Source organism: Micromonospora sp. NPDC005979 (assembly GCF_040614415.1).
Lineage (GTDB): Bacteria > Actinomycetota > Actinomycetes > Mycobacteriales > Micromonosporaceae > Micromonospora.
In genome coordinates, this window is the sequence record NZ_JBEXUR010000014.1 from 67,853 (window position 1) to 85,856 (window position 18,004).

Consider the following 18,004-nt stretch of genomic DNA (forward strand, 5'->3'; position numbering starts at 1 on the left):
GGGACGTAACCCCGAGGCGCGACACTCATCTGTGATGATTCGATCACCTGTTCGACTCCTTGTGACCGCTCGCATGCCGAAAGTCGTTGTGCGCAACGCCCGAACTCGGCATGAACCTGACGTCCAGCCTGTGTTCCAGCGCCCCGGCGAGGCGCAGCAGGACCGGCAGGGTCGGCACGGTGCCCCCCGCTTCGAAGCGGGCCACTGCGGACTGGGTCATGCCTGCAGCTCGGGCCAGTTGACTCTGGCTCCAGCCGTGCCCCTCACGCAGTTGACGCACTTCCCGACCAAGCTCGAAGGCGATGCGCGTGGCCTCGTAGGTTCTTGCCGTCCTCGGATCGGACATCCGGCGTTCGCGGAGGTCACTCCAATCCAAGCGATCACTCACCGCTCTGCTCCTCGTCTACGATGCGCCGACACGGCTTGCTCACCCTGGAACACCGCGAGCCAGAACCGACTTATAGCGTCGATGCTATGGCTTGGATTGCTCTCGGGGAAGCCCGTTGGCCGCGTTTCGTCTATGAACTCAACCTCGGCACAGCTCCCTCAGTCGTGGTCGTCCGCTGCCCAGCCACAACCCGGGCTGCGGCCTTCCGCGTCTTCGGGGAGAGCGGGTTAGGTTACGAACCATGGAACAGCGGATCAGCCTCATCACCCTGGGAGTCGCGGACGTGGCTCGCGCGAAGACGTTCTACGAGCAGCTCGGCTGGCGGGGCCAGGAGGTCGAGGGGACGGTCTTCATCCAGGCCGGCGGCCTGGCCCTCGTCCTCTGGAGCCGCGACAAGCTCGCCGCCGACGCCAACATCGATGACCCGGGCACCGACGGCTTCGGCGGGGTGACCCTCGCCCAGAACGTCCGCTCCCAAGCCGAAGTCGACGAGGTGATCGCCACCGCGACCAAGGCTGGCGCGACGGTAACCAAGCCGGCCGAGGAGACCTTCTACGGCGGCTATGCCGGCTACTTCGCCGACCCGGACGGTCACCTGTGGGAGATCGCCTGGAACCCGGGCTTCACCCTCGCGGAGGACGGCTCCCTCACCGTCCCCGACTTCAGCGCCATGAACTGAGCAAGCGGCAGCAAACAGCGATGACGCCGATCACGGCGCCGGGGACGGGCAGAGCAGCGGGTCCAGCACCGGCAGCTGAAGAGCGTCCAGACAGATAGCCAGCACCTCCGGTTCCGGCGAAGGCGTAGGCGTAGCCGTTGCAGTCGGCGTTGGGGAGGCCGACGCGACGGGCGACGTCGGCAGGGCTGACGCGGGCGGATCCGTGGGCGGGACGGGCGTCGGCACCGCACTCGCCGAGGGGGTCGGAACGACGGTCGGCGCGGCGGCCGGTGGCAGCGCCACCGCTACGACAGGGGGCACCACCGTAGAGACATCTGTCGGGGCCGCCGGCCGGACAGTCGAGGCCGGAGGGGCGGTCGATACGGCGCTCACGGCCGAGCCGATCCGCGTCCTGGGTGGCACCGGCCCGACGAGCCCGAGCGGCACGAGGGACGCCCCGGCCCTCGGCAGGTCCAACGCGACGGTCTCCGCCGAGGGCACCGGGCCGACGGACCCTGACGCGCCAGGGCCCAGAGCGCCCGGTCCGAGCGTCACGAACACCACAGCGGCGACGGCGGCGGCACCGACCGCGCGCCGGTCGGGGCGTACCGCCGTCGGCGGCGCGTCGTCGGGCCCCACCACCAGAGGAGGCGCGGGCGGGGCGGCCCGGTGGGCGGCCAGCAGAGCGTCGATCTGGGCGACGGCGGCGGCGCGATCCTCGCTGGTCGCGAGGGTGAGATAGAAGCGGAAGTTCACGACGGTACCGGCCGGGACCAGCAGCCCGTCAAGTCGACTGCGGTCGGGCAGCAGGGTGATCGGGACGTCGGGGTGGTGGGCGGTGCCGATCAGGTCGTCGTACCGCCACTCACGCCGGTGCTCCCGACCGCCGAAGGCCACCCGTCGACTGGTCACCACGGCCATGCCGGTGTCAACGACCCGCAGGCCTGGCGGCAGTGCCTCGGAAGACGGCTCAGCGAAGGAACATGGGCCCGGCGTGGGCAGCCCGGGGACGTGTCGCGCCTCGGCCTCGACAAGCGTGGCGACGGGAAGGACGCGGAAGACGAGTTCGTCGTCGTCGAGCTCCACCGGTAGGCCGGTGCGGGGCTGCGTACACCCGAGGAAGCTGGCGGCTTCGATGCGGAGCCGGACCAGGTGGTCCTCGCGGCGCTGCCAGGCGTCGGTGGCGTGCCGGTACGCGCGCTGCCGGCGCTCGTTCTCGCGCTCGGCCCAGGCGGTCCGCCAGGGGGAGTGGGCCACAGAGGTCACGGTCACACGCGGTACAACCGCTCACGTACGTGACAGGCAACGCGACCGGGATCGATGCATCCCGTTGCGCCCGAAAGGAGAGTATTGACGGGGCGCAGGGCGTAGCCCGCTGCCGGCGGCCGCTCAGGGTGAGCCGGAGCAGCCGCCGAGACAGCACTACGAACGCAGCGAGGTGAAGAACTGCGTCAGTTCACCGGCCAGCAGATCGGGCTCCTCCAGCGGCATGAAGTGTCCGCCCCGGCCCGGTTCGCTCCAATGCCGGATGTCGGTGCAGGCCCGCTCGGCGATCGAGCGGGGAAGGTTCGCCTGCGAGGGTTCGGTGCTCACCGTAAACGCGGCGGGCACGGTGATGTCGGGTCGTGGCGTGTTGTGGTCGAAGTCGGCGTACTGCCGGAACGAAGAGCCGATCGTGCCCGTCACCCAGTACAGCGTGATGATGGTGAGCAGGGTGTCCCGGTCGATGCTGTTCGCCAGGTCACCGTGGTTGTCGCTCCAGTCCCGGTACTTGTCGACGAGCCACGCGGCCAGCCCGGCGGGTGAGTCGGCGAGCGCCGCTGCCAGGGTGTCCGGGCGGGTACCCATGATGGCGCTGTAGCCGCCGTCGGTCTCGTCGTAGGCGGCCTCGGCGTCCAGGAACGCCTGCTCGGCCGGCGACAGCGGGTGGGCGTCGAAGCTGGCCGGGAACGGTGGATGAATCATGTGGATGCCGGCCACCTGCTGCGGGTAGAGGGCGCCGAGCCAGCCGGTGACCACTCCCCCGACGTCACCGCCGAAGGCGCCGTAGCGTTCGTAGCCGAGCACGTCGGTCATCAGCTCGTGCAGCCTCCGGGCCAGCAGCGCCCGGGTCACCGGCTCGTCCGGTGTCTCCGAGAAGCCGAAGCCGGGCAGGGAGGGCACCACCACGTCGAACGCGCCGCCGCGCCGGTGGGGGTCGGTCAGCCGGTCGACCAGCGGCAGCATCTCGACGAAGCTGCTGGGCCAGCCGTGGCTGAGGATCAGCGGCAACGGCGCGGGCGCGCCGGCCGGGCGCGCGCCCCGGACATGCAGGAAGTGCAGCTTGCGGCCGCCGACGACGGCCAGGTGCTGGGGGTACGCGTTGAGCTCGGCTTGGCGAGCTGACCAGTCGAACCCGTCGTGCCAGTAGGACACCAGGTCCCGCAGGTAGTCGGGATCGACGCCGCCCTGCCACGGTCGGGTACCGCTGCGGTCGGTGAAGCGGGTACGGGCCAGTCGAGCCCGCAGGTCGTCGAAAACCGCAGCGGGGACGTCGATGCGGAACGAGGAGACAGACATTTGTCCTCCGGTGAAGGAGGGCGCTCCCCGACGCGAGAGGTCAGCTGAGGGGGACGGCCGAAAGGAGCGCCCAGGAATGACGATGGTTGGTCACCGGGCTCACCTCCTCTCATGGCTGACGACGATCACCCTACACAAGCCCGCGCCGCCACCTGAACGCTGAGGTGGCGGCGCGGCTTGGTCGGCTCAGGCTTGCGGCATGCCCACTTCCGGCATCTCGAAGACCTTGCGGACGTCGACGGAAGCCGGGGATCAGCCCGCTCGCCGCCGACGCGACAGGGAGCCGAGCAGCGGGTCGTCGGCCGGGAACCGCGATCGCGTCCGCGGCGGGTACGCCTCGCAGTGCCCGACCCACTGGGCGGCGGCGACGGCGAGGGCGTCGGCGGAGACGGTGAGGACCAGCGGGTAGATGGCGGTGGCCGGCCGGCGCATCCACGGGGGCAGCGACTCGGCGGAGAACTCGACGATCAGTTCCAGCCGACGTCGACGGATCACCCGGGTACGCAGCGCCAGGTTCGGTTCGGTGAAGCGGACCATCGCCGGTGGCGGGTTCGGACCGCCGGCCGCCGCCGCCTGGCCGTGCAGCCAACTGCCCAGCGCGCGGGCCTCCTCGACGAGCAGGCTCGGGTAGTGGTGCGACCAGAGCTGACCGTCGGCGGTGCGGGCGTCCACCTCGATGAGCAGCCAGTCCTGCCAGCCCGGCGCCGCCAGCTCGGGGTCGTCGGGCGGGTCGATGCCGGGCTGGTAGCCGACCGGGCGGATCCGCACCCGGGCACCGTCGTCGGAACGGATCTCCACTCGATCAGTCTGACTGACCTGAACGAGCGTTCGGGTCAAAACGCGCTACTTCGTGACGGTCCGCCGGACGCCCCGGTGCTCGGCACACGCGCCCGCCCGGCCACCCGCGAGGCTGACCGAGCCGTCCCGGCACTGCACGAGGTAGCCCCGGCCCGCCCAGAACTGCGGCACGCAGTCGAACCAGTCGCACACCTCGACGGCCGGCCGGCGAATGCGCGTACCGCCGCAGAAGTCGTACCCCAGGGGGTTCTCCGGCGCCCCGCAGCGCGGCCCGGACGTCGCGCTCGGCGACGGGCGTGGCGACGGCTTCCGCTTGGGCGCGGGCGGCGGGACCGCCGGCCGCAGCAGCACGGGAGGCGCGCTGCCGGCCGGTGCCGGCGTGGCCGCAACGGCGACCTCCGCGCCCCCGGTCGGGTCCGACGGGTTCGATTCGAAGAGCGCCGCCGGTACGAGCAGCGCGACCGCCGCCGCCACCGCGATCGACCGGCGACCGCCGGGCACGAGCGCGGAGAGCCGGGCCTGCGCCGGGGTGGCCACCGCTGGCCGGAACGGCTTGAGCTGGTGATGCTCCGCGATCAGCTCGTCGAGCTGGGCGAGCACCGCAGCGCGCTGCTCGATCGAGTCGGCGAAGGCCAGCGTCAGCTTGAACCGGAAGTCCGCCGCCGCGTCGGTGGGGAGCAACAGTCCGGAGGTACGCCGTCGGTCCAGCACCTGGATCAGGGTGACCGGCCCCACCGGGTCGTGGGCCAGCCCGGTGATCCGGCCGTACGCCCAGTCGCGCCGACCGCGCCCGCCCAGCAGCACCAACCGACGGCTGGTGATGACGGCCATGCCGGCGTCGGTGACGCGGACGCCGTCGGGTCGGCGCGGCCGCAGCGGCGCGGCCGGCACGGCGACCGTCAGGTCCGGCGCGGGCAGCACGGCCGTGTGACGCACCTCGACCAGTTGCGCGGCGGGCAGCGCCCACAGCACCACCTCGTCGTCGAGGAGTTCCAGTGGAAGGCCCGCGCCGGCCGCGGCGGAACCGTGGAAGTCGGCAGCCAGGGCGCGCAGCCGCCGTAACTCGTCGTCGCGTCGCCGCCAGGCCGTCTCCGCGCCGCGGTAGGTGCTGACCCGCCGCACGTTCTGCCGCTGCGCCCAGCGGTACCGCCATGTGGAACCCGTCGAATCAGTCTTTGCCACGCCGACTCCTTCGCCGCGTAGGCCACCAATCTGGGGTGCACTCGGATTAACAGTTGTGACGGCCGGCCGGGACACGCCAGGACGGGCGAACTACCCGAACGGCGGACCAACCCGGACGATAGGGCGATACTGACGGTCATGCCGCCAGACACCCCGCCCGGTGTGGTGATCGGGATCGACATCGGCACCACGAGCACCAAGAGCATGGCGTACGACACCGACGGGCGGCTGATCGCCAGCCACTCCGTCGGCTATCCCCTGGACGACCCGCACCCCGGGTACGCCGAGCAGAACCCGGAGGTGATCCTCGCCGCCGTCGTCGAGTCGCTCCGGACCGTGGTGGCCGAGTTGGCCGCGCCGATCTCCGGCCTCGCGTTCTGCTCCGCCATGCACAGCCTCATCGGCCTGGACGCGGCCGGCAACCCGCTCACGCCGTCGGTGACCTGGGCCGACTCCCGGGCCACCCGGCAGGCCGAGCGGCTGCGGGCGGTGCCGTCCGGGCTGGCGTTGCACCGGCGCACGGGTACGCCCATGCACCCGATGTCGCCGCTGCCCAAGCTGCTCTGGTTCGCCGAGCAGGAACCCAAGCTCTTCGAACGCGTCACGCACTGGGTCGGTATCAAGGACTGGGTGCTGCTACGACTCTGTGGAGAACTGGTCACCGACCACTCGATAGCCTCGGCCACCGGCCTGATGGACGTCCATACCCTCGAGTGGGACGCCGAGGCGCTGACCATCGCCGGCGTCACCGAGGAGCGGTTGCCCCGACTGGTCGCCACCACCGCCGTCCTGCCCGGCCTCACCGCGCGGGCCGCCGACGCCATCGGCGTGCCGCAGCGCACGCCCGTGGTGGTCGGGGCGGGCGACGGGCCGTTGGCCAACCTGGGCCTGGGCGCGGTGCACCCCGGCATGGTCGCCTGCTCGATCGGCACCAGCGGCGCGATGCGGGTCATGGTCGAGCGCCCCGGCGTCGACCCGCTGGGCGGAGTGTTCTGCTACGCGCTGACCGAGAACCGCTGGGCGGTCGGTGGCGCGATCAACAACGGCGGCATCGTCCTCAAGTGGGCGGGCGCCGCGCTCGCGCCGGACTTGGGCGAGCACCCCGAGGAGGACCTGGTCGCCCTGGCGGCCCGGGCGCCCGTCGGCTCGGGCGGGCTCATCATGCTGCCCTACCTGCATAGCGAACGCGCTCCACACTGGAGCGCCCTGCCCCGCGGCGCGTACGTCGGGCTGACCCACGGGCACCGCCGCGAACACCTCGTCCGGGCCGCCATGGAGGGGGTCTGCCAGCAGCTCGCACTGGTCCTCACCTCGGTCCGCGCCGCCGGCAACGAGGTGCGCGAGATCCGGGCCGGTGGCGGCTTCGCCCGTAGTGGCCTGTGGCGACAGATGCTCGCCGACGTGCTCGGCATGCCGGTGAGCTTCCCCGCCGGCCGCGAGGGGTCGAGCTTCGGCGCGGCGCTGCTCGGCATGCAGGCGCTGGGCCTGATCCCCAGCATCGACGTCGCCGCCGACCTGGTCCAGATGGAGGAGACCATCCGTCCCGACCCGGCCGCCGCCGCCACCTACGCGGCGCTGCTGCCGCTCTTCGCCGAGCTGTACGAGGCGCTGGTGCCGACCTTCACGTCGATGCGCCGCCTGGCGCCCGGCCTGCCCGCTGAGCCGCCCACCCCCGGACCGCCGATGTAGCCAGCTCGCTCGGCGGCCGGCGCGCTCGGCCGCCGGCTCGATCAGCGGCCGCTCGATCGGCGGCGGGCTCGGTCAGCGGCGGGCTCGATCGGCGGCGGGCTCGGTCAGCGGCGGCGGTGGACGGCGCGGGCGCGGCGGAGATCATGCGGGTTCGGCGCAGGGGCTGGCCGCGCGCTGTTGAGCGTGATGCCGGTGAGTCATCTTGATGCCACTGAGGCATCACGCTCTTGCGGGCGCGGCCTCCCGGACGGGTGACTCACGCCCCGGCAGCCCCATCTGCCGCCGACGCTTCTTATCGTACAAACGTGAGGAAAAGGGACAAGAAGCGCTCATCTTCCCTGCTCGCGGCGGCGATCGCCCTGGTCGTCGCGGCGACAACCGGCCCGGCCACCGCCGACGGTCCCGGCCCGAACCACCGAACGACCCTGGGGTACGCGGCCCACGGGCTCGCCGCCGCCGACGGGCCGAACGACGCGAACGGGCCGAACGACACGGACGGGCCGAACGACACGGACGGGCCGAACGCCACGGACGGCCCGACCGCCGACGACGGACCGAACAACGAAGGCGGGCCGAACGACACGGACGGGCCGAACGACGAGGGCGGGCGAAGCGACGAGCCGGGCGTGGAGCCGGCCCCGGAGCGGGCGCCGACCAGCGAGGTGTCCTGGCTGTCGTTCCCCGGCGGGGCGTTCGCGGTGGACTCCCTCGGGCACACCGTGCGGTACCGGGCGTGCGACGGCGACACCGGTCGGGTCGCCGACCCGGACATGCGGGTCGCCGCCGGGGTGGCCAGTGGGGCGGTCGTCGTCGGAGGCACCGCATACCGCTACCGGGTGCCGCTGGTCGGGCGCAGCGAGGGCACGCTTGAGGTGATCCAGCGGCACCGCCCGCCGGCGACGCTCACCGGCGTCGTGGTCACCAGCCCGCAGCCGCCCACCGACCCGGTCGCGGGCGCCCGGCTGTTCCCGCTCAGCGGGCAGCTCGCCCGGGTGGTCGCCGACGCCAGCCTCAACCCGGCTGGCGCCACCGTCCGGGACCTCTCCGGCCGGTACGGGGACCAGCAGGTGTCGGTCAACGGGTCGTTGCGCCCGAAGGCCGCAAGCGTCATCAAGCTCTGGATCCTGGTCGAACTCCTGCGCCGGGTCGACTGTGGACAGGTGTCTCTCGACGACGGCGTGCTGGTCACGCCGGCCGACGTGGTGGGCGGCACCGGCCAGCTCCAGTTCGAGACGTTCCCGCAGGTGGTCACGCTGTACCGGCTCGCCCGCTATCTGATCAAGTACAGCGACAACGTCGCGGCCAACGTGCTGATCACCTACCTGGGTGGGTTCGCCCCGGTCAACGCGCTGATCGACTCGATGAACCAGCGCTCCACCATCCTGGCCCGGCGGATGCTCGACAGCGCGGCGGCGCAGCGCGGCGAGGAGAACTACACCAGCCCGGACGACGTCGTCTCGCTGCTCGGCGCGGTCTGGGACGGCGAGGTTCTCACCCCGGCCTCCCGGGACCTGATGATCGGCTTCATGCGCGAGCAGACGCTGAACACCAAGATCCCAGCGGCGCTGCCACCCGGCGTACCGGTGGCCCACAAGACCGGTGACCTGCCGGACGCCTCCCACGACGTCGGCTACTACCTGATCCCCGGCACGGAGACCGCCGTCGCGTTCCTCACCGCCGGGCCGATGGCGACCGGGGACGAGACCGTCCGCCGGATGGCCAGGACGGTCTACGACTTCCTGGTCCCGCCATCCGGCGGCGCGGTCGAGGAGTGAGCCCCGGTCAGGCCCGGCTGATCGCGTTGGCGTGGATCGCCTCGTTCAGGTAGGCGGCCAGGCCGGGGGCGATGTTCTCGAAGTACGCGGTGAACCGCTCGTCGGCCAGGTACATGTCGGCCAGCCCGGTGTGCATCTCGTACGGGCACTCGTAGAACCAGCGGCTGATGAGCTGTCGGTGCTCCTCGGCCAGGTCCATCGCCTCCGGGCTGTCCGCCGGTACGCCCGAGGTCAGCAGCGCGACGATCCGCCGTCCCCAGTCCTCGTTCTCCGCCTTGTTCCGGAGCCAGTCCTCCTTGCTGTACCGGGCGACCCGCCGGTTCGACTCCCGGTACGCGTCGGTGTCGCCCCAGCGCTGCTCCGCCTCGGCCTCGTACTCCTCCGGCCGGAAGTCACCGAAGACCTCGAACCGCTCCTCGGGTGTCAGCTGGATGTTCAACTTGCTCGCCTCCATCGCGAACTCGATCGCCGTGACCATCTCCTGCAACCGCTTGATGCGTACCGTCAGCAGTTCGTGCTGACGGCGCAGGTGCGCGGCCGGATCGGCCGCCGGGTCGTCGATGATCGCGGTGATCTCCTCAAGCGGGAAACCCAGCTCGCGGTAGTACAGGACGAGCTGCAACCGTTGCAGGTCCGTGTCGTCGTAGCGGCGGTAACCGGTCGACGTCCGGCCGCTCGGCGAGAGCAGACCGATCTCGTCGTAGTGGTGCAGCGTCCGTACCGTCACGCCGGCGATCCTCGCCACCTGACCCACCGTGTACGCCATGGTTCCCCTCCCTTCCGGAAACCAGGCTCCTACCTGCCGCTACGTCAGGGTCAAGCTCGATTCTGACCCACCGTGGCGGGGCTGTCCGGGCGCCCGTACAGATAGCCCTGGCCGCGCGGGCAGCCGATGGCGGTGACCGCGTCGTGCTGGCGCTCGGTCTCCACCCCCTCGGCGATCACCGCCAGGTCGTACGCGCCGGCCAGCCGGGTGACCATCTCCACCGTGGCGTACGCCCGGTCGTCCGTGCCGAGGCGGGCCACGAACGAGCGGTCGATCTTCAGTTCGGTGGCCGGGATGCGGTGCAGGTAGCTCAGGGACGAATAGCCCGTGCCAAAGTCGTCGATGGCGATCTGGATGCCCAGTTCCCGGAGCTGGTGCAGGCGTTCCAGCACGGCGTCGGTCCCCTCGATCAACGCCGACTCGGTCAACTCGAGCGTCAACGCCCGGGGCGCCAGCCCGGCGCCGGCGGTGGCCGCCGTGACCGTGGCGATGAGGTCGGGCCGGCGCAGGTGGGCGGCGGCGATGTTCACCGCGACCGTCGCCTCCGGCGCGCGGGCCCGCCAGGTCGCCGCCGCCCGGCACGCCTCGTGGATCACCCAACGGTCGATCGGGAGGATCAGGCCGGTCTCCTCGGCCAGTGGCAGGAACCGCGCCGGGGGCAACATCCCCAGTCGGGGGTGCCGCCAGCGCACCAGCGCCTCGGCGCTGCGGACCGCGCCGGTGGCGAGGTCGACGATCGGCTGGAACTCCAGGTGCAGTTGCTCCTCGTCGACGGCCCGGCGCAGGTCCGCGATCAGCTCCGCCCGGGACACGGCCGACTCGCGCAGCGCCGGGGTGCAGGTCCGGTACGCGGACTTGCCGGAGGCCTTCGCCGCGTACATGGCGATGTCGGCGTCGCGCAGCAGGTCGGAGTGGGAGGCGTGTTGCGGCCCGTACTCGGCGATGCCGATGCTCGCCGACGGGTGCACACCCACGTCCTCCTCCCCCTCGGACGGGCGCAGGGCGTCCAGCAGGCGTTCGGCCAGGTGCTCCGGTGACACCGGCCGGTCCCCCTCGACCAGCACCGCGAACTCGTCGCCGCCGAGGCGGGCGATCGTGCCGTCGCTGTCCACGGCCGCCCGCATCCGGGCCGCCAGCCCGGTCAGCAGGGCGTCGCCGCTGGCGTGCCCGAACCGGTCGTTGACCTGTTTGAACCCGTCGAGGTCGAGCAGCAGGACAGCCACCGGCCGACCGTCCCGCAGGGCCAGCCGCAGCAGTCGGTTGAACAGCAGCCGGTTCGGCAGCCCGGTGAGCTGGTCGCCGTACGCGAGCCGACGCAGTCGCGCCACCAGGCGCAGGTTCTCGTTGGCGGCCAGCCCCTGACGGACGGCGAGGGCCGCGAGCAGGGCCATCATGGTCACGAAGACCAGCGGTGGAGTCTGGCCGGTCGGCCGGCGGGCCAGCAGCACCGCGATGATCGCCCCGCCGACCGGCAGGTACGGCAGCGCCACCCGCCACCACGGCGGCAGCGGGGACTCGGCGGTCTCGTCGGTGCCGTCGCAGTCCGGCGGCGGCCGGCTGCCGGTGGCCAGGCCGATCAGGAGGTAGCTCAGCGGCCAGCACAGGTCGACGGGGTGACCGGCGGTGTAGTCACCACGGGCGACCAGCGAGACGTACACCACGTCGGCCACCACCCGGAGGGTGAGGCTCGCCGCGAGCAGGCGCATCGGCCGCCACAGCGGTCGCGCCGGGCCGGCCACCGCCACCAGGATGGTGAGCTGCATCAGGTCGAACATCGGGTAGAGCAGCCCCAGCGTGCGCGCCGGATCGGCCAGCTCGGCGGAGGCGACCCCACGGAACACCAGCACCCAGCCGACCGGCACCAGCGCCAGCGCGACGATCACGCCGTCCAGCAGCGTCCGGGCCCGCCCGACGGCCGTCCGCGGTCCGGACGGGGAGCTGAGCAGCGCGGCGGTGCCGGTGAGGATGCCGGCGCTGAAGACCACCCCGATCAGCGCGTTGTGCGGCAGGTCGCCACCGACGAGACGCTGCGCCGTCCAGATTCCCCGACCCAGCGCGGCGAGGGCCATGGTGACGGCGAGCAGCGTCCAGAACCTGCGCAGCGGGGCCGGGTGTCGACGGGCCACGCCGGCACAGGCGACTGTCGCCCAGCCGGCAACCAGGAGCGCGCCCACGTCGCTGACCAGCGCGGCGCCGGGCAGCGCGGCGGCCAACCAGCCGGCCTCCACGACCAGGACCGCGATCGCGACGATCGGGCCGATGGGCTTGAGCTGCCCCGCGGCCTGCTTCACGTCCTGTCGCGACACGGTCGCTCCGGCTCTTCGTCGGGTGTGCACAGTCGGGCGGACCGGTCCACGGCAAACCTCGAAAGCCTAGCCAGCGCCCGGGAACGCCGCCAGGGCCGAACATCCAGGCCGATGCGGTCTCCCCGGTCTGTCCTGGCGGTCGGTGTCCGCTGCAGGCCGACAGGTCAGGTCCGCAGTCGGTGTCCGCTGCCGGCCGCCAGGTCAGGTCAGCAGCCGGTGTCCGCTGCCCGCCGACGGGTCAGGTCAGCGGCCGGCGGAGCGGTTCCAGGGTGAGCGGGGCAGCGCGGTGCCGGCCAGCGGGCGACGGACGGGTCGACGTCGACGCCGCCCGGGGGTGCAGGGCGGGCGTGCGGCGGTGTGCACGTCAGGTCCGGCGGACGACGGTCGGCCGATCAGCCAGCACAGGAAGCGGGCCATCTGCGGCTCAGCCGACCGGGAGACGCTGGGCGTCGGACTTGGCGATCTCGTACTCCGCCCCGCAGAACGTGCACTGCTGCGCGTACCGGGTGCGGATCGGGATGAGTGGGATGAAGAAGAGGGTGAATTTCGTCGACCGACGGGTGATCACCTGCGCGGCGTGGTTGCCGCAGTGACGGCAGACCTCCTGCACGACACCGGACCGGTCGACCTTGGTACGCAGACCAAAGATGAAGAACATCGCCCGGCAGTACCCACTCCACCCCGAAAAGTCACCGACCCCGCCCCACGGATCGGTACGACAGCCGAACCAATGCGGTATAGCGATTGATATACTCCCCGGATGCCGCAGGATGAGTGGGAGGTCTTCGTCGTCGACGAGGTCCGCGCTTGGATCGACAGCCTGGACGAGGCGAATTTCGTCCGGGTCGTCCAGGCGATCGACGCGCTCGCCGAGGCAGGACCCGGACTGGGCCGCCCTCTGGTCGACACGATCCGCGGGTCGGCACTGGCAAACCTCAAGGAGCTGCGACCTGGCACCGTCCGCATCCTCTTCGTCTTCGACCCGTGGCGCGCAAGCATTCTGCTGGTCGCGGGCGACAAGGCGGGCCAGTGGCAGAGCTGGTATCAGCAGGCCATCCCGCTCGCCGAACAACGCTACGAGATCTACTTGAAGGAACGCGCGCAGCAGGAGGGGGCCGGCGATGAGTGGACATGTGCGGTGGTCGGACATTCGGTCGGAGTACGTACAGCGGGCCGGCGGCGAGGAGGCCGTCGCAGCGGGAAAGCAGGAACTGCTCGCGCAGGTCGTCGGGCACCGCCTCGCCGAGGTACGACGAGCACGCGGCCTCACTCAGCAGCAGGTGGCCGAGCGGATGGGGGTGACCAAGGGGCGAGTCTCCCAGATCGAACAGGGCCGGATTTCCGGCCAGGAGGTGGTGGCCCGGTACGCTATCGCCCTCGGCGGTCGACTCCACCAGGCCATTTATTTCGACGACGGTGACATCGCCGCCATCGCGTGAGCCGCCCTGCCGGCAGCCCCCTCCCCGTAAACAAGATCGTGCTCGATCCGGGATGTAGTGGACTCCGGCGCAAACGAGGCCACTACATCCCTGATCGAGCACGATCACGGGCGGGACGGTCAGAGGGTGGGCTGGGGCTCCAGGCCGGGGACCTCCTCGGCGAGCCAGATCGGCTGCCAGGCCGCCATCTCGTGGAAGCGGCGCAGCTCGAACAGACCGGCCACCGACCCGGACCAGGCGGCGTACGGCGGGTTGGTCTCGTCGAAGCCGCTCTGCACGAAGGTCAGCGTGGTGCGGCCACCGGATTCGGCCAGCTCCCAGCTGGTGACGCCGGTCGGTCCCCAGTCGACGGACATGCGCCGGCCGGGCTCCAGGTCGACGATCTTGGCGGCGTACCCCTGCTCGAAGCCGCCCATGGCGTACCGGCCGCCGACCCACGGCTCGATCCCGATGGGGTAGCCGAACCAGGCGCTGGCCTGCTCGGAGTCGGTCAGGGACTCCCAGACCTTGTCGGCGGGGACGGCGATGACCAGCTCGCCGCGCAGGTCTGCGGAGGTGAAGTCGGTGCGCGGCAGCAGCGGCTTGCCCTCCAGGTGGGAGGCCAGGTTCGCGATGGACAGGGCCCAGTACGTCTGGAGCACGCCCCGGATGCTGGAGCCGTCCATCGCCTCGGCGAAGTCGAAGTGGCTCTGGGTCAGCGTGAGCACCGTGGCGTCCGGGCCGTCGGCGGCGAGCTGGAACCCGGTGGTGGTCTCGACCCCGTCGAGCAGCCAGCCGAAGCGCAGCGAGTCGTCGTCGGCGTGCAGCAGCCGCTGGTGCGGAGCGTCACCCTCGGGCGTGTAGCGGCCCCAGAACTCGTACCGCTCGGGCAGCTCGACCTCGGCGTGCTCGGCCAGCCAGAGGCGCAGCTCGGCCGGGTCGGTCAGGGCCTGGCGGACGCGCGCCACGGGCGCGGCGAGGCGGGCTTGCACCTTCAACGGTTCACTCATTGTCGTTCCCTTTCGGATAGCAGGCGACGGCCAGCTTGAAGGCGTCGCCCTCGCTGCCGCCGTAGCGGGTGAACAGGTCCTGAAGTGCGGTTTGCAGGTCGTGCAGGAACTCCTGGCGCTGCTCGGCGGGCACCCGGATCTCGCCGGAGACCCCGATCGAGGGCAGCTCGGGCGCCGCCCGGTCCAGGGCGGCGATATCGGCCTGCACCTCCTCCATCAGGTCGAGCAGGTAGCCCAGGCTCAGCTCGTCGCGGGCCCGGCGCAGCCCGATGCGGCCGACCAATCGTGGCGAGAGCCAGTAGGACCGGGCGGCGGCCTGGTAGATGCCCTCGGTGATCCCGCGAACCTTGCGCTCGTTGACCAGCTCGACCAGGCCGGCCGCGACGAGCTGCTTGACGTGGTAGTAGACGCGCTGTGGCGTCTGGTCGAGTCGGGCCGCGACCTCGGTGCAGGTGCGCGGTTCGGCCAGCTGCCGCAGCACCTCCACGCGCTGCGGCTTGAGCAGGACCTCGGCCTGCTCGATCTGCTCCAGGTACAGGACGTCTCTCATGGCAAAATCAGTTTGTACGTACAAAACTTGTTTGTCAATCGCTTCGCGAGAAGCCGCGCCGACTTTCTCGACGCGGCTTCCGGCGACGCTCAGCCTCAGGCGACGCTCAGCCTCAGGCGACTCTCAGCGGATGATCAGGGCAACCAGTCCGGTCGCAGCGGGTAGCCGTTCACACCGTCCGGGCCGTTGTGGGTGGCCAGCACCTGGTGCAGTTGGATGCCGTTGCGCTCGAACGCCATCCGCGAACCAGCCATGTAGAGACCCCACACCCGGGCGGTGCCCGCGCCGACCTCCGAGACACAGAAGTCCCAGTGCTCCACCAGGTTGCGGCACCAGGCGGCGAGGGTCAGCGCGTAGTGCTGGCGCAGGTTCTCCTCGTGGTGCACCTCCAACCCGGCGTCGTGCACCTCGCTGATCAGCCGACCCGGTCCGGCCAGCTCGCCGTCCGGGAAGACGTACCTGTCGATGAACGCGCCCGAGCGGTGCGGCGCCCGGTTGTCGGCGCGCGTGATGGTGTGGTTGAGCAGCCGTCCACCCGTCCGCAGGCGCGACCGCAGCGCCCCGAAGTACGACGGGTAGTTGCGCACGCCGATGTGCTCGGTCAGCCCGATCGAGGAGATGGCGTCGAACTGCTCCGCGGGCGCGTCCCGGTAGTCGAGGTGTCGCACCTCGGCCAACTCGGTCAGCCCCTCCCGCTCGATCGCGGCCTGCGCCCACTGCGCCTGCGCCTTCGACAGGGTCACCCCGAGCGCCTTGACCCCGTACTCGCGCGCGGCGTGCCGGACCATGCCGCCCCAACCGCAGCCCACATCCAGCAGCCGCATGCCCTTCTTGAGCGCCAGCTTGCCGGCGACCAGGTCGTACTTCGCCGCCTGGGCCTGCTCCAGCGTGTCGGTCGGGGACCGGAAGACCGCACAGGTGTACGTCATGGACGGGCCGAGCACCTTCTCGTAGAAGGCGTTCGAGACGTCGTAGTGGTGCGAGATCGCCGTGCTGTCACGGACCCGGGAGTGCCGCAGCCCGTTCATCACCCGCTTCCAGCGCGGCTGGGCCTCCTGCGGAGGCGCCGGTGGCGGCAGCAGCCGCTCCCAACCCAGCCCCCGCACCAGCGCGACCCCGTCGGCCACCGACGGCGGGCGCAGCCGCAGTTCGTCCTTGAGCACCCGCAACGCCTCGTACGGGTCACCCGGGTGCACCCCCTGCAACGCCAGGTCGCCGCTCACGTACGCCCGGGCCATGCCCAGGTCACCGGGGGCGGTGAGCAGGTACGACAGTCCCCGCTCGGTACGGATCGACAGGGTGATGCCGGCATCGGCCGGGCCGACGGCGCTGCCGTCGTACCCGGTGATGCGGATCGGCAACGGCCCGGCGGTGACCGCGCGGACGACGTCCGCGACGGTCGGACCGGTGCGCCGGCCCCCCGCCGGCGGGGTGGCGGGGACGCTCGCCGCCCCCTGGTCTCGGTCGGTCAGGCTCATGCTCGTGCTACCGCCTTTTCGTACAGTCCCGTCAGCCGGTGGTCCGGGTCGTAGCGGTCTTTCACCGCGCGCCAGGTCTCGCCGCCGTAGAGGCGATCGAAGGCGTCCCGGTCGTAGTACGCGTCGGAGTAGAGCGACTTGTGCCCACCCAGCTCCGACACCCTGCGTTCGATCGTGCGGTTGACGTCGCCGTCGGCGGCGCCGGACGCGATCGGCACGCTCCCCCAGAAACCAATGTTGACGTAGTCCTGCCCCGCGTGGAGCGGATACAGCGGCCACGTCTGCGCGGAACCGGGCCCGTGCGGCTCGCGCAACCGCAGCGGGCAGAGCCACACCGGGGTCATCCCCACGTCGGCCGCGAACCAGCGCAGGAAGTCGGCCATGCGGTCCAGCGGGATCTCCACGTCCTGCACGACCCGCTCCCGGGCCGGCTGGCCCCGCAGCCGGTCGATCCGGGCCGCCACCTGGTGCCGGTGTTCTAGGCGGACCAGTCGGTGGTAGACGTCGCTGCGCCGGTACCGCGCCGGCCAGAGCCGGCGGACGACCGGGTGCTGCGCGCCGAACGCCGCCGAGCACCAGAACCAGTCGGTGTCCCAGCGCCACAGATAGTCGTACGCGGTCAGCACGTCGCGGGTGCGCTGGCGCAGCGACCGGTAGTAGATCGCCTGGCCGGTGTAGTCGCTGGGCGGATCGGCGGTGTCGGTGAAGGTCCCCAGCACCAGGTACGCCTCACCGGGGCTGAACATGACGCCGTCCAGCACGTCGACCGGCTGGCCGGCCCACGACCGGGTGGCGCTCACCTCGGCGATCGCGTCGGTGAGCGCCTCCAGTTGGGTGAACCGGATGTTGCGCAACGCCACGTACCGGCCGATCGGCTGCAACTCGATGCGCAGCCTCGTCGCGTAGCCGAGGCTGCCCAGCGAGTTGGGGAACGCGCGGAACAGGTCGGCGTGCTCGGAGTCCGGGCGGGCGGTGACGATCGCGCCGGAGCCGGTGAGGATGTCCATCTCGCGGACGGACTCGTGGGGCAGGCCGTTGCGGAAGGACGTCGACTCGATCCCGAGGCCGGTCACCGCGCCGCCCAGGGTGATGGTGCGCAGTTGCGGCACCACCAGCGGCATCAGCCCGTGCGGCAGCGTCGCGTCGATGAGGTCCTCGTACGTGCACATGCCCTGCACGTCGGCCGTACGCCCGGTCGGATCGACCGAGAGCACCCCGTTCAGGCCACTCACGTCGAGGCCCGGGGTGCGGGGAGCGGATCGGGGGCGGAAGAGGTTGGAGGTGCGTTTGGCCAGCCGGACAGGCTCGCCCGTGGGCACCGCGGCGTACGACCGCCGCAGCGTGTCCACCGCTTGATCATGGTCAATTGGGTGATCCACACGCTCAGCGCGCATGTGATCACCTTACGCCTGCCCCCGGAAAATCGT

General features: G+C 71.5%; 16 protein-coding genes and 1 pseudogene. 5 read left to right on the plus strand and 12 right to left on the minus strand.

The genetic code is table 11. From position 1 onward, the window contains the following. Positions 1-43: 43 nt before the first annotated feature. Positions 44-388 (minus strand): helix-turn-helix transcriptional regulator, encoded by a 345-nt coding sequence (locus ABZ272_RS22885; RefSeq protein WP_355051957.1) that lies wholly within the window; start codon positions 386-388, stop codon positions 44-46. Positions 389-629: 241 nt separating this feature from the next. Between ABZ272_RS22885 and ABZ272_RS22890 the strand changes: the two genes are divergently transcribed. After that, positions 630-1,067, plus strand: a complete 438-nt coding sequence (locus ABZ272_RS22890) for a VOC family protein (RefSeq protein ID WP_355051958.1) — start codon at positions 630-632, stop codon at positions 1,065-1,067. A gap of 30 nt (positions 1,068-1,097) precedes the next feature. Here the strand turns inward: ABZ272_RS22890 and ABZ272_RS22895 are convergent, their stop codons facing one another. The 4 genes from ABZ272_RS22895 to ABZ272_RS22910 form a co-directional block, all read right to left on the minus strand. After that, entirely contained in the window at positions 1,098-2,312 is a 1,215-nt protein-coding gene (locus tag ABZ272_RS22895; protein WP_355051959.1) for a hypothetical protein, read from the minus strand. A 156-nt stretch (positions 2,313-2,468) separates the two neighbouring features. After that, positions 2,469-3,605, minus strand: coding sequence for an epoxide hydrolase family protein (locus tag ABZ272_RS22900; protein WP_355051960.1), 1,137 nt, complete (start codon positions 3,603-3,605; stop codon positions 2,469-2,471). 252 nt (positions 3,606-3,857) lie between these two features. Then, positions 3,858-4,403 (minus strand): hypothetical protein, encoded by a 546-nt coding sequence (locus ABZ272_RS22905; protein WP_355051961.1) that lies wholly within the window; start codon positions 4,401-4,403, stop codon positions 3,858-3,860. A 45-nt stretch (positions 4,404-4,448) separates the two neighbouring features. After that, on the minus strand, positions 4,449-5,585 hold the full coding sequence (locus ABZ272_RS22910; protein WP_355051962.1) for a hypothetical protein: 1,137 nt from the start codon (positions 5,583-5,585) through the stop codon (positions 4,449-4,451). Positions 5,586-5,723: 138 nt separating this feature from the next. Here ABZ272_RS22910 and ABZ272_RS22915 point away from each other — a divergent pair, with 138 nt between their 5' ends. Continuing rightward, the gene (locus ABZ272_RS22915; protein ID WP_355051963.1) at positions 5,724-7,274 is read left to right on the plus strand and encodes a gluconokinase; all 1,551 of its coding nucleotides are present in this window, start codon (positions 5,724-5,726) and stop codon (positions 7,272-7,274) included. A 305-nt stretch (positions 7,275-7,579) separates the two neighbouring features. Then, positions 7,580-9,049: a serine hydrolase gene (locus ABZ272_RS22920; protein WP_355051964.1), complete on the plus strand. Its 1,470-nt coding sequence runs from the start codon at positions 7,580-7,582 to the stop codon at positions 9,047-9,049. A 7-nt stretch (positions 9,050-9,056) separates the two neighbouring features. Here the strand turns inward: ABZ272_RS22920 and ABZ272_RS22925 are convergent, their stop codons facing one another. From ABZ272_RS22925 to ABZ272_RS22935, 3 genes are all read right to left on the minus strand, one after another. Beyond that, positions 9,057-9,815 carry a MerR family transcriptional regulator gene (locus ABZ272_RS22925; RefSeq protein ID WP_355051965.1) on the minus strand — a complete coding sequence of 253 codons (759 nt, stop codon included), beginning with the start codon at positions 9,813-9,815 and terminating at the stop codon, positions 9,057-9,059. A 50-nt stretch (positions 9,816-9,865) separates the two neighbouring features. Continuing rightward, positions 9,866-12,121 carry an EAL domain-containing protein gene (locus ABZ272_RS22930; RefSeq protein ID WP_355051966.1) on the minus strand — a complete coding sequence of 752 codons (2,256 nt, stop codon included), beginning with the start codon at positions 12,119-12,121 and terminating at the stop codon, positions 9,866-9,868. Positions 12,122-12,545: 424 nt separating this feature from the next. Then, positions 12,546-12,779 carry a zinc-ribbon domain-containing protein gene (locus ABZ272_RS22935; protein ID WP_355051967.1) on the minus strand — a complete coding sequence of 78 codons (234 nt, stop codon included), beginning with the start codon at positions 12,777-12,779 and terminating at the stop codon, positions 12,546-12,548. Between the two features lie 102 nt (positions 12,780-12,881). On the opposite strand from ABZ272_RS22935, the pseudogene ABZ272_RS22940 reads away from it, so the two are divergent. Continuing rightward, a pseudogene (locus ABZ272_RS22940) lies at positions 12,882-13,232 on the plus strand (type II toxin-antitoxin system RelE/ParE family toxin); the annotation flags it as partial. A gap of 10 nt (positions 13,233-13,242) precedes the next feature. Next, positions 13,243-13,560 (plus strand): helix-turn-helix transcriptional regulator, encoded by a 318-nt coding sequence (locus tag ABZ272_RS22945; protein ID WP_355051968.1) that lies wholly within the window; start codon positions 13,243-13,245, stop codon positions 13,558-13,560. A 119-nt stretch (positions 13,561-13,679) separates the two neighbouring features. Here ABZ272_RS22945 and ABZ272_RS22950 read toward each other — a convergent pair whose 3' ends face one another. The 4 genes from ABZ272_RS22950 to ABZ272_RS22965 all read right to left on the minus strand — a co-directional run bounded on the left by ABZ272_RS22950 (position 13,680) and on the right by ABZ272_RS22965 (position 17,971). Then, positions 13,680-14,549, minus strand: coding sequence for an SRPBCC domain-containing protein (locus ABZ272_RS22950; protein ID WP_355051969.1), 870 nt, complete (start codon positions 14,547-14,549; stop codon positions 13,680-13,682). Then, positions 14,542-15,099, minus strand: a complete 558-nt coding sequence (locus tag ABZ272_RS22955; protein ID WP_355051970.1) for a helix-turn-helix domain-containing protein — start codon at positions 15,097-15,099, stop codon at positions 14,542-14,544. The genes ABZ272_RS22950 and ABZ272_RS22955 overlap by 8 nt, the downstream gene beginning before the upstream one ends. Before the next feature lie 134 nt (positions 15,100-15,233). Next, complete coding sequence (locus ABZ272_RS22960; protein ID WP_355051971.1) at positions 15,234-16,577, minus strand: class I SAM-dependent methyltransferase; 1,344 nt, start codon at positions 16,575-16,577, stop codon at positions 15,234-15,236. Further along, on the minus strand, positions 16,574-17,971 hold the full coding sequence (locus tag ABZ272_RS22965) for an FAD-binding oxidoreductase (RefSeq protein WP_355051972.1): 1,398 nt from the start codon (positions 17,969-17,971) through the stop codon (positions 16,574-16,576). Before ABZ272_RS22965 ends, ABZ272_RS22960 begins: the two co-directional genes overlap by 4 nt. Between the last annotated feature and the right edge of the window lie 33 nt (positions 17,972-18,004).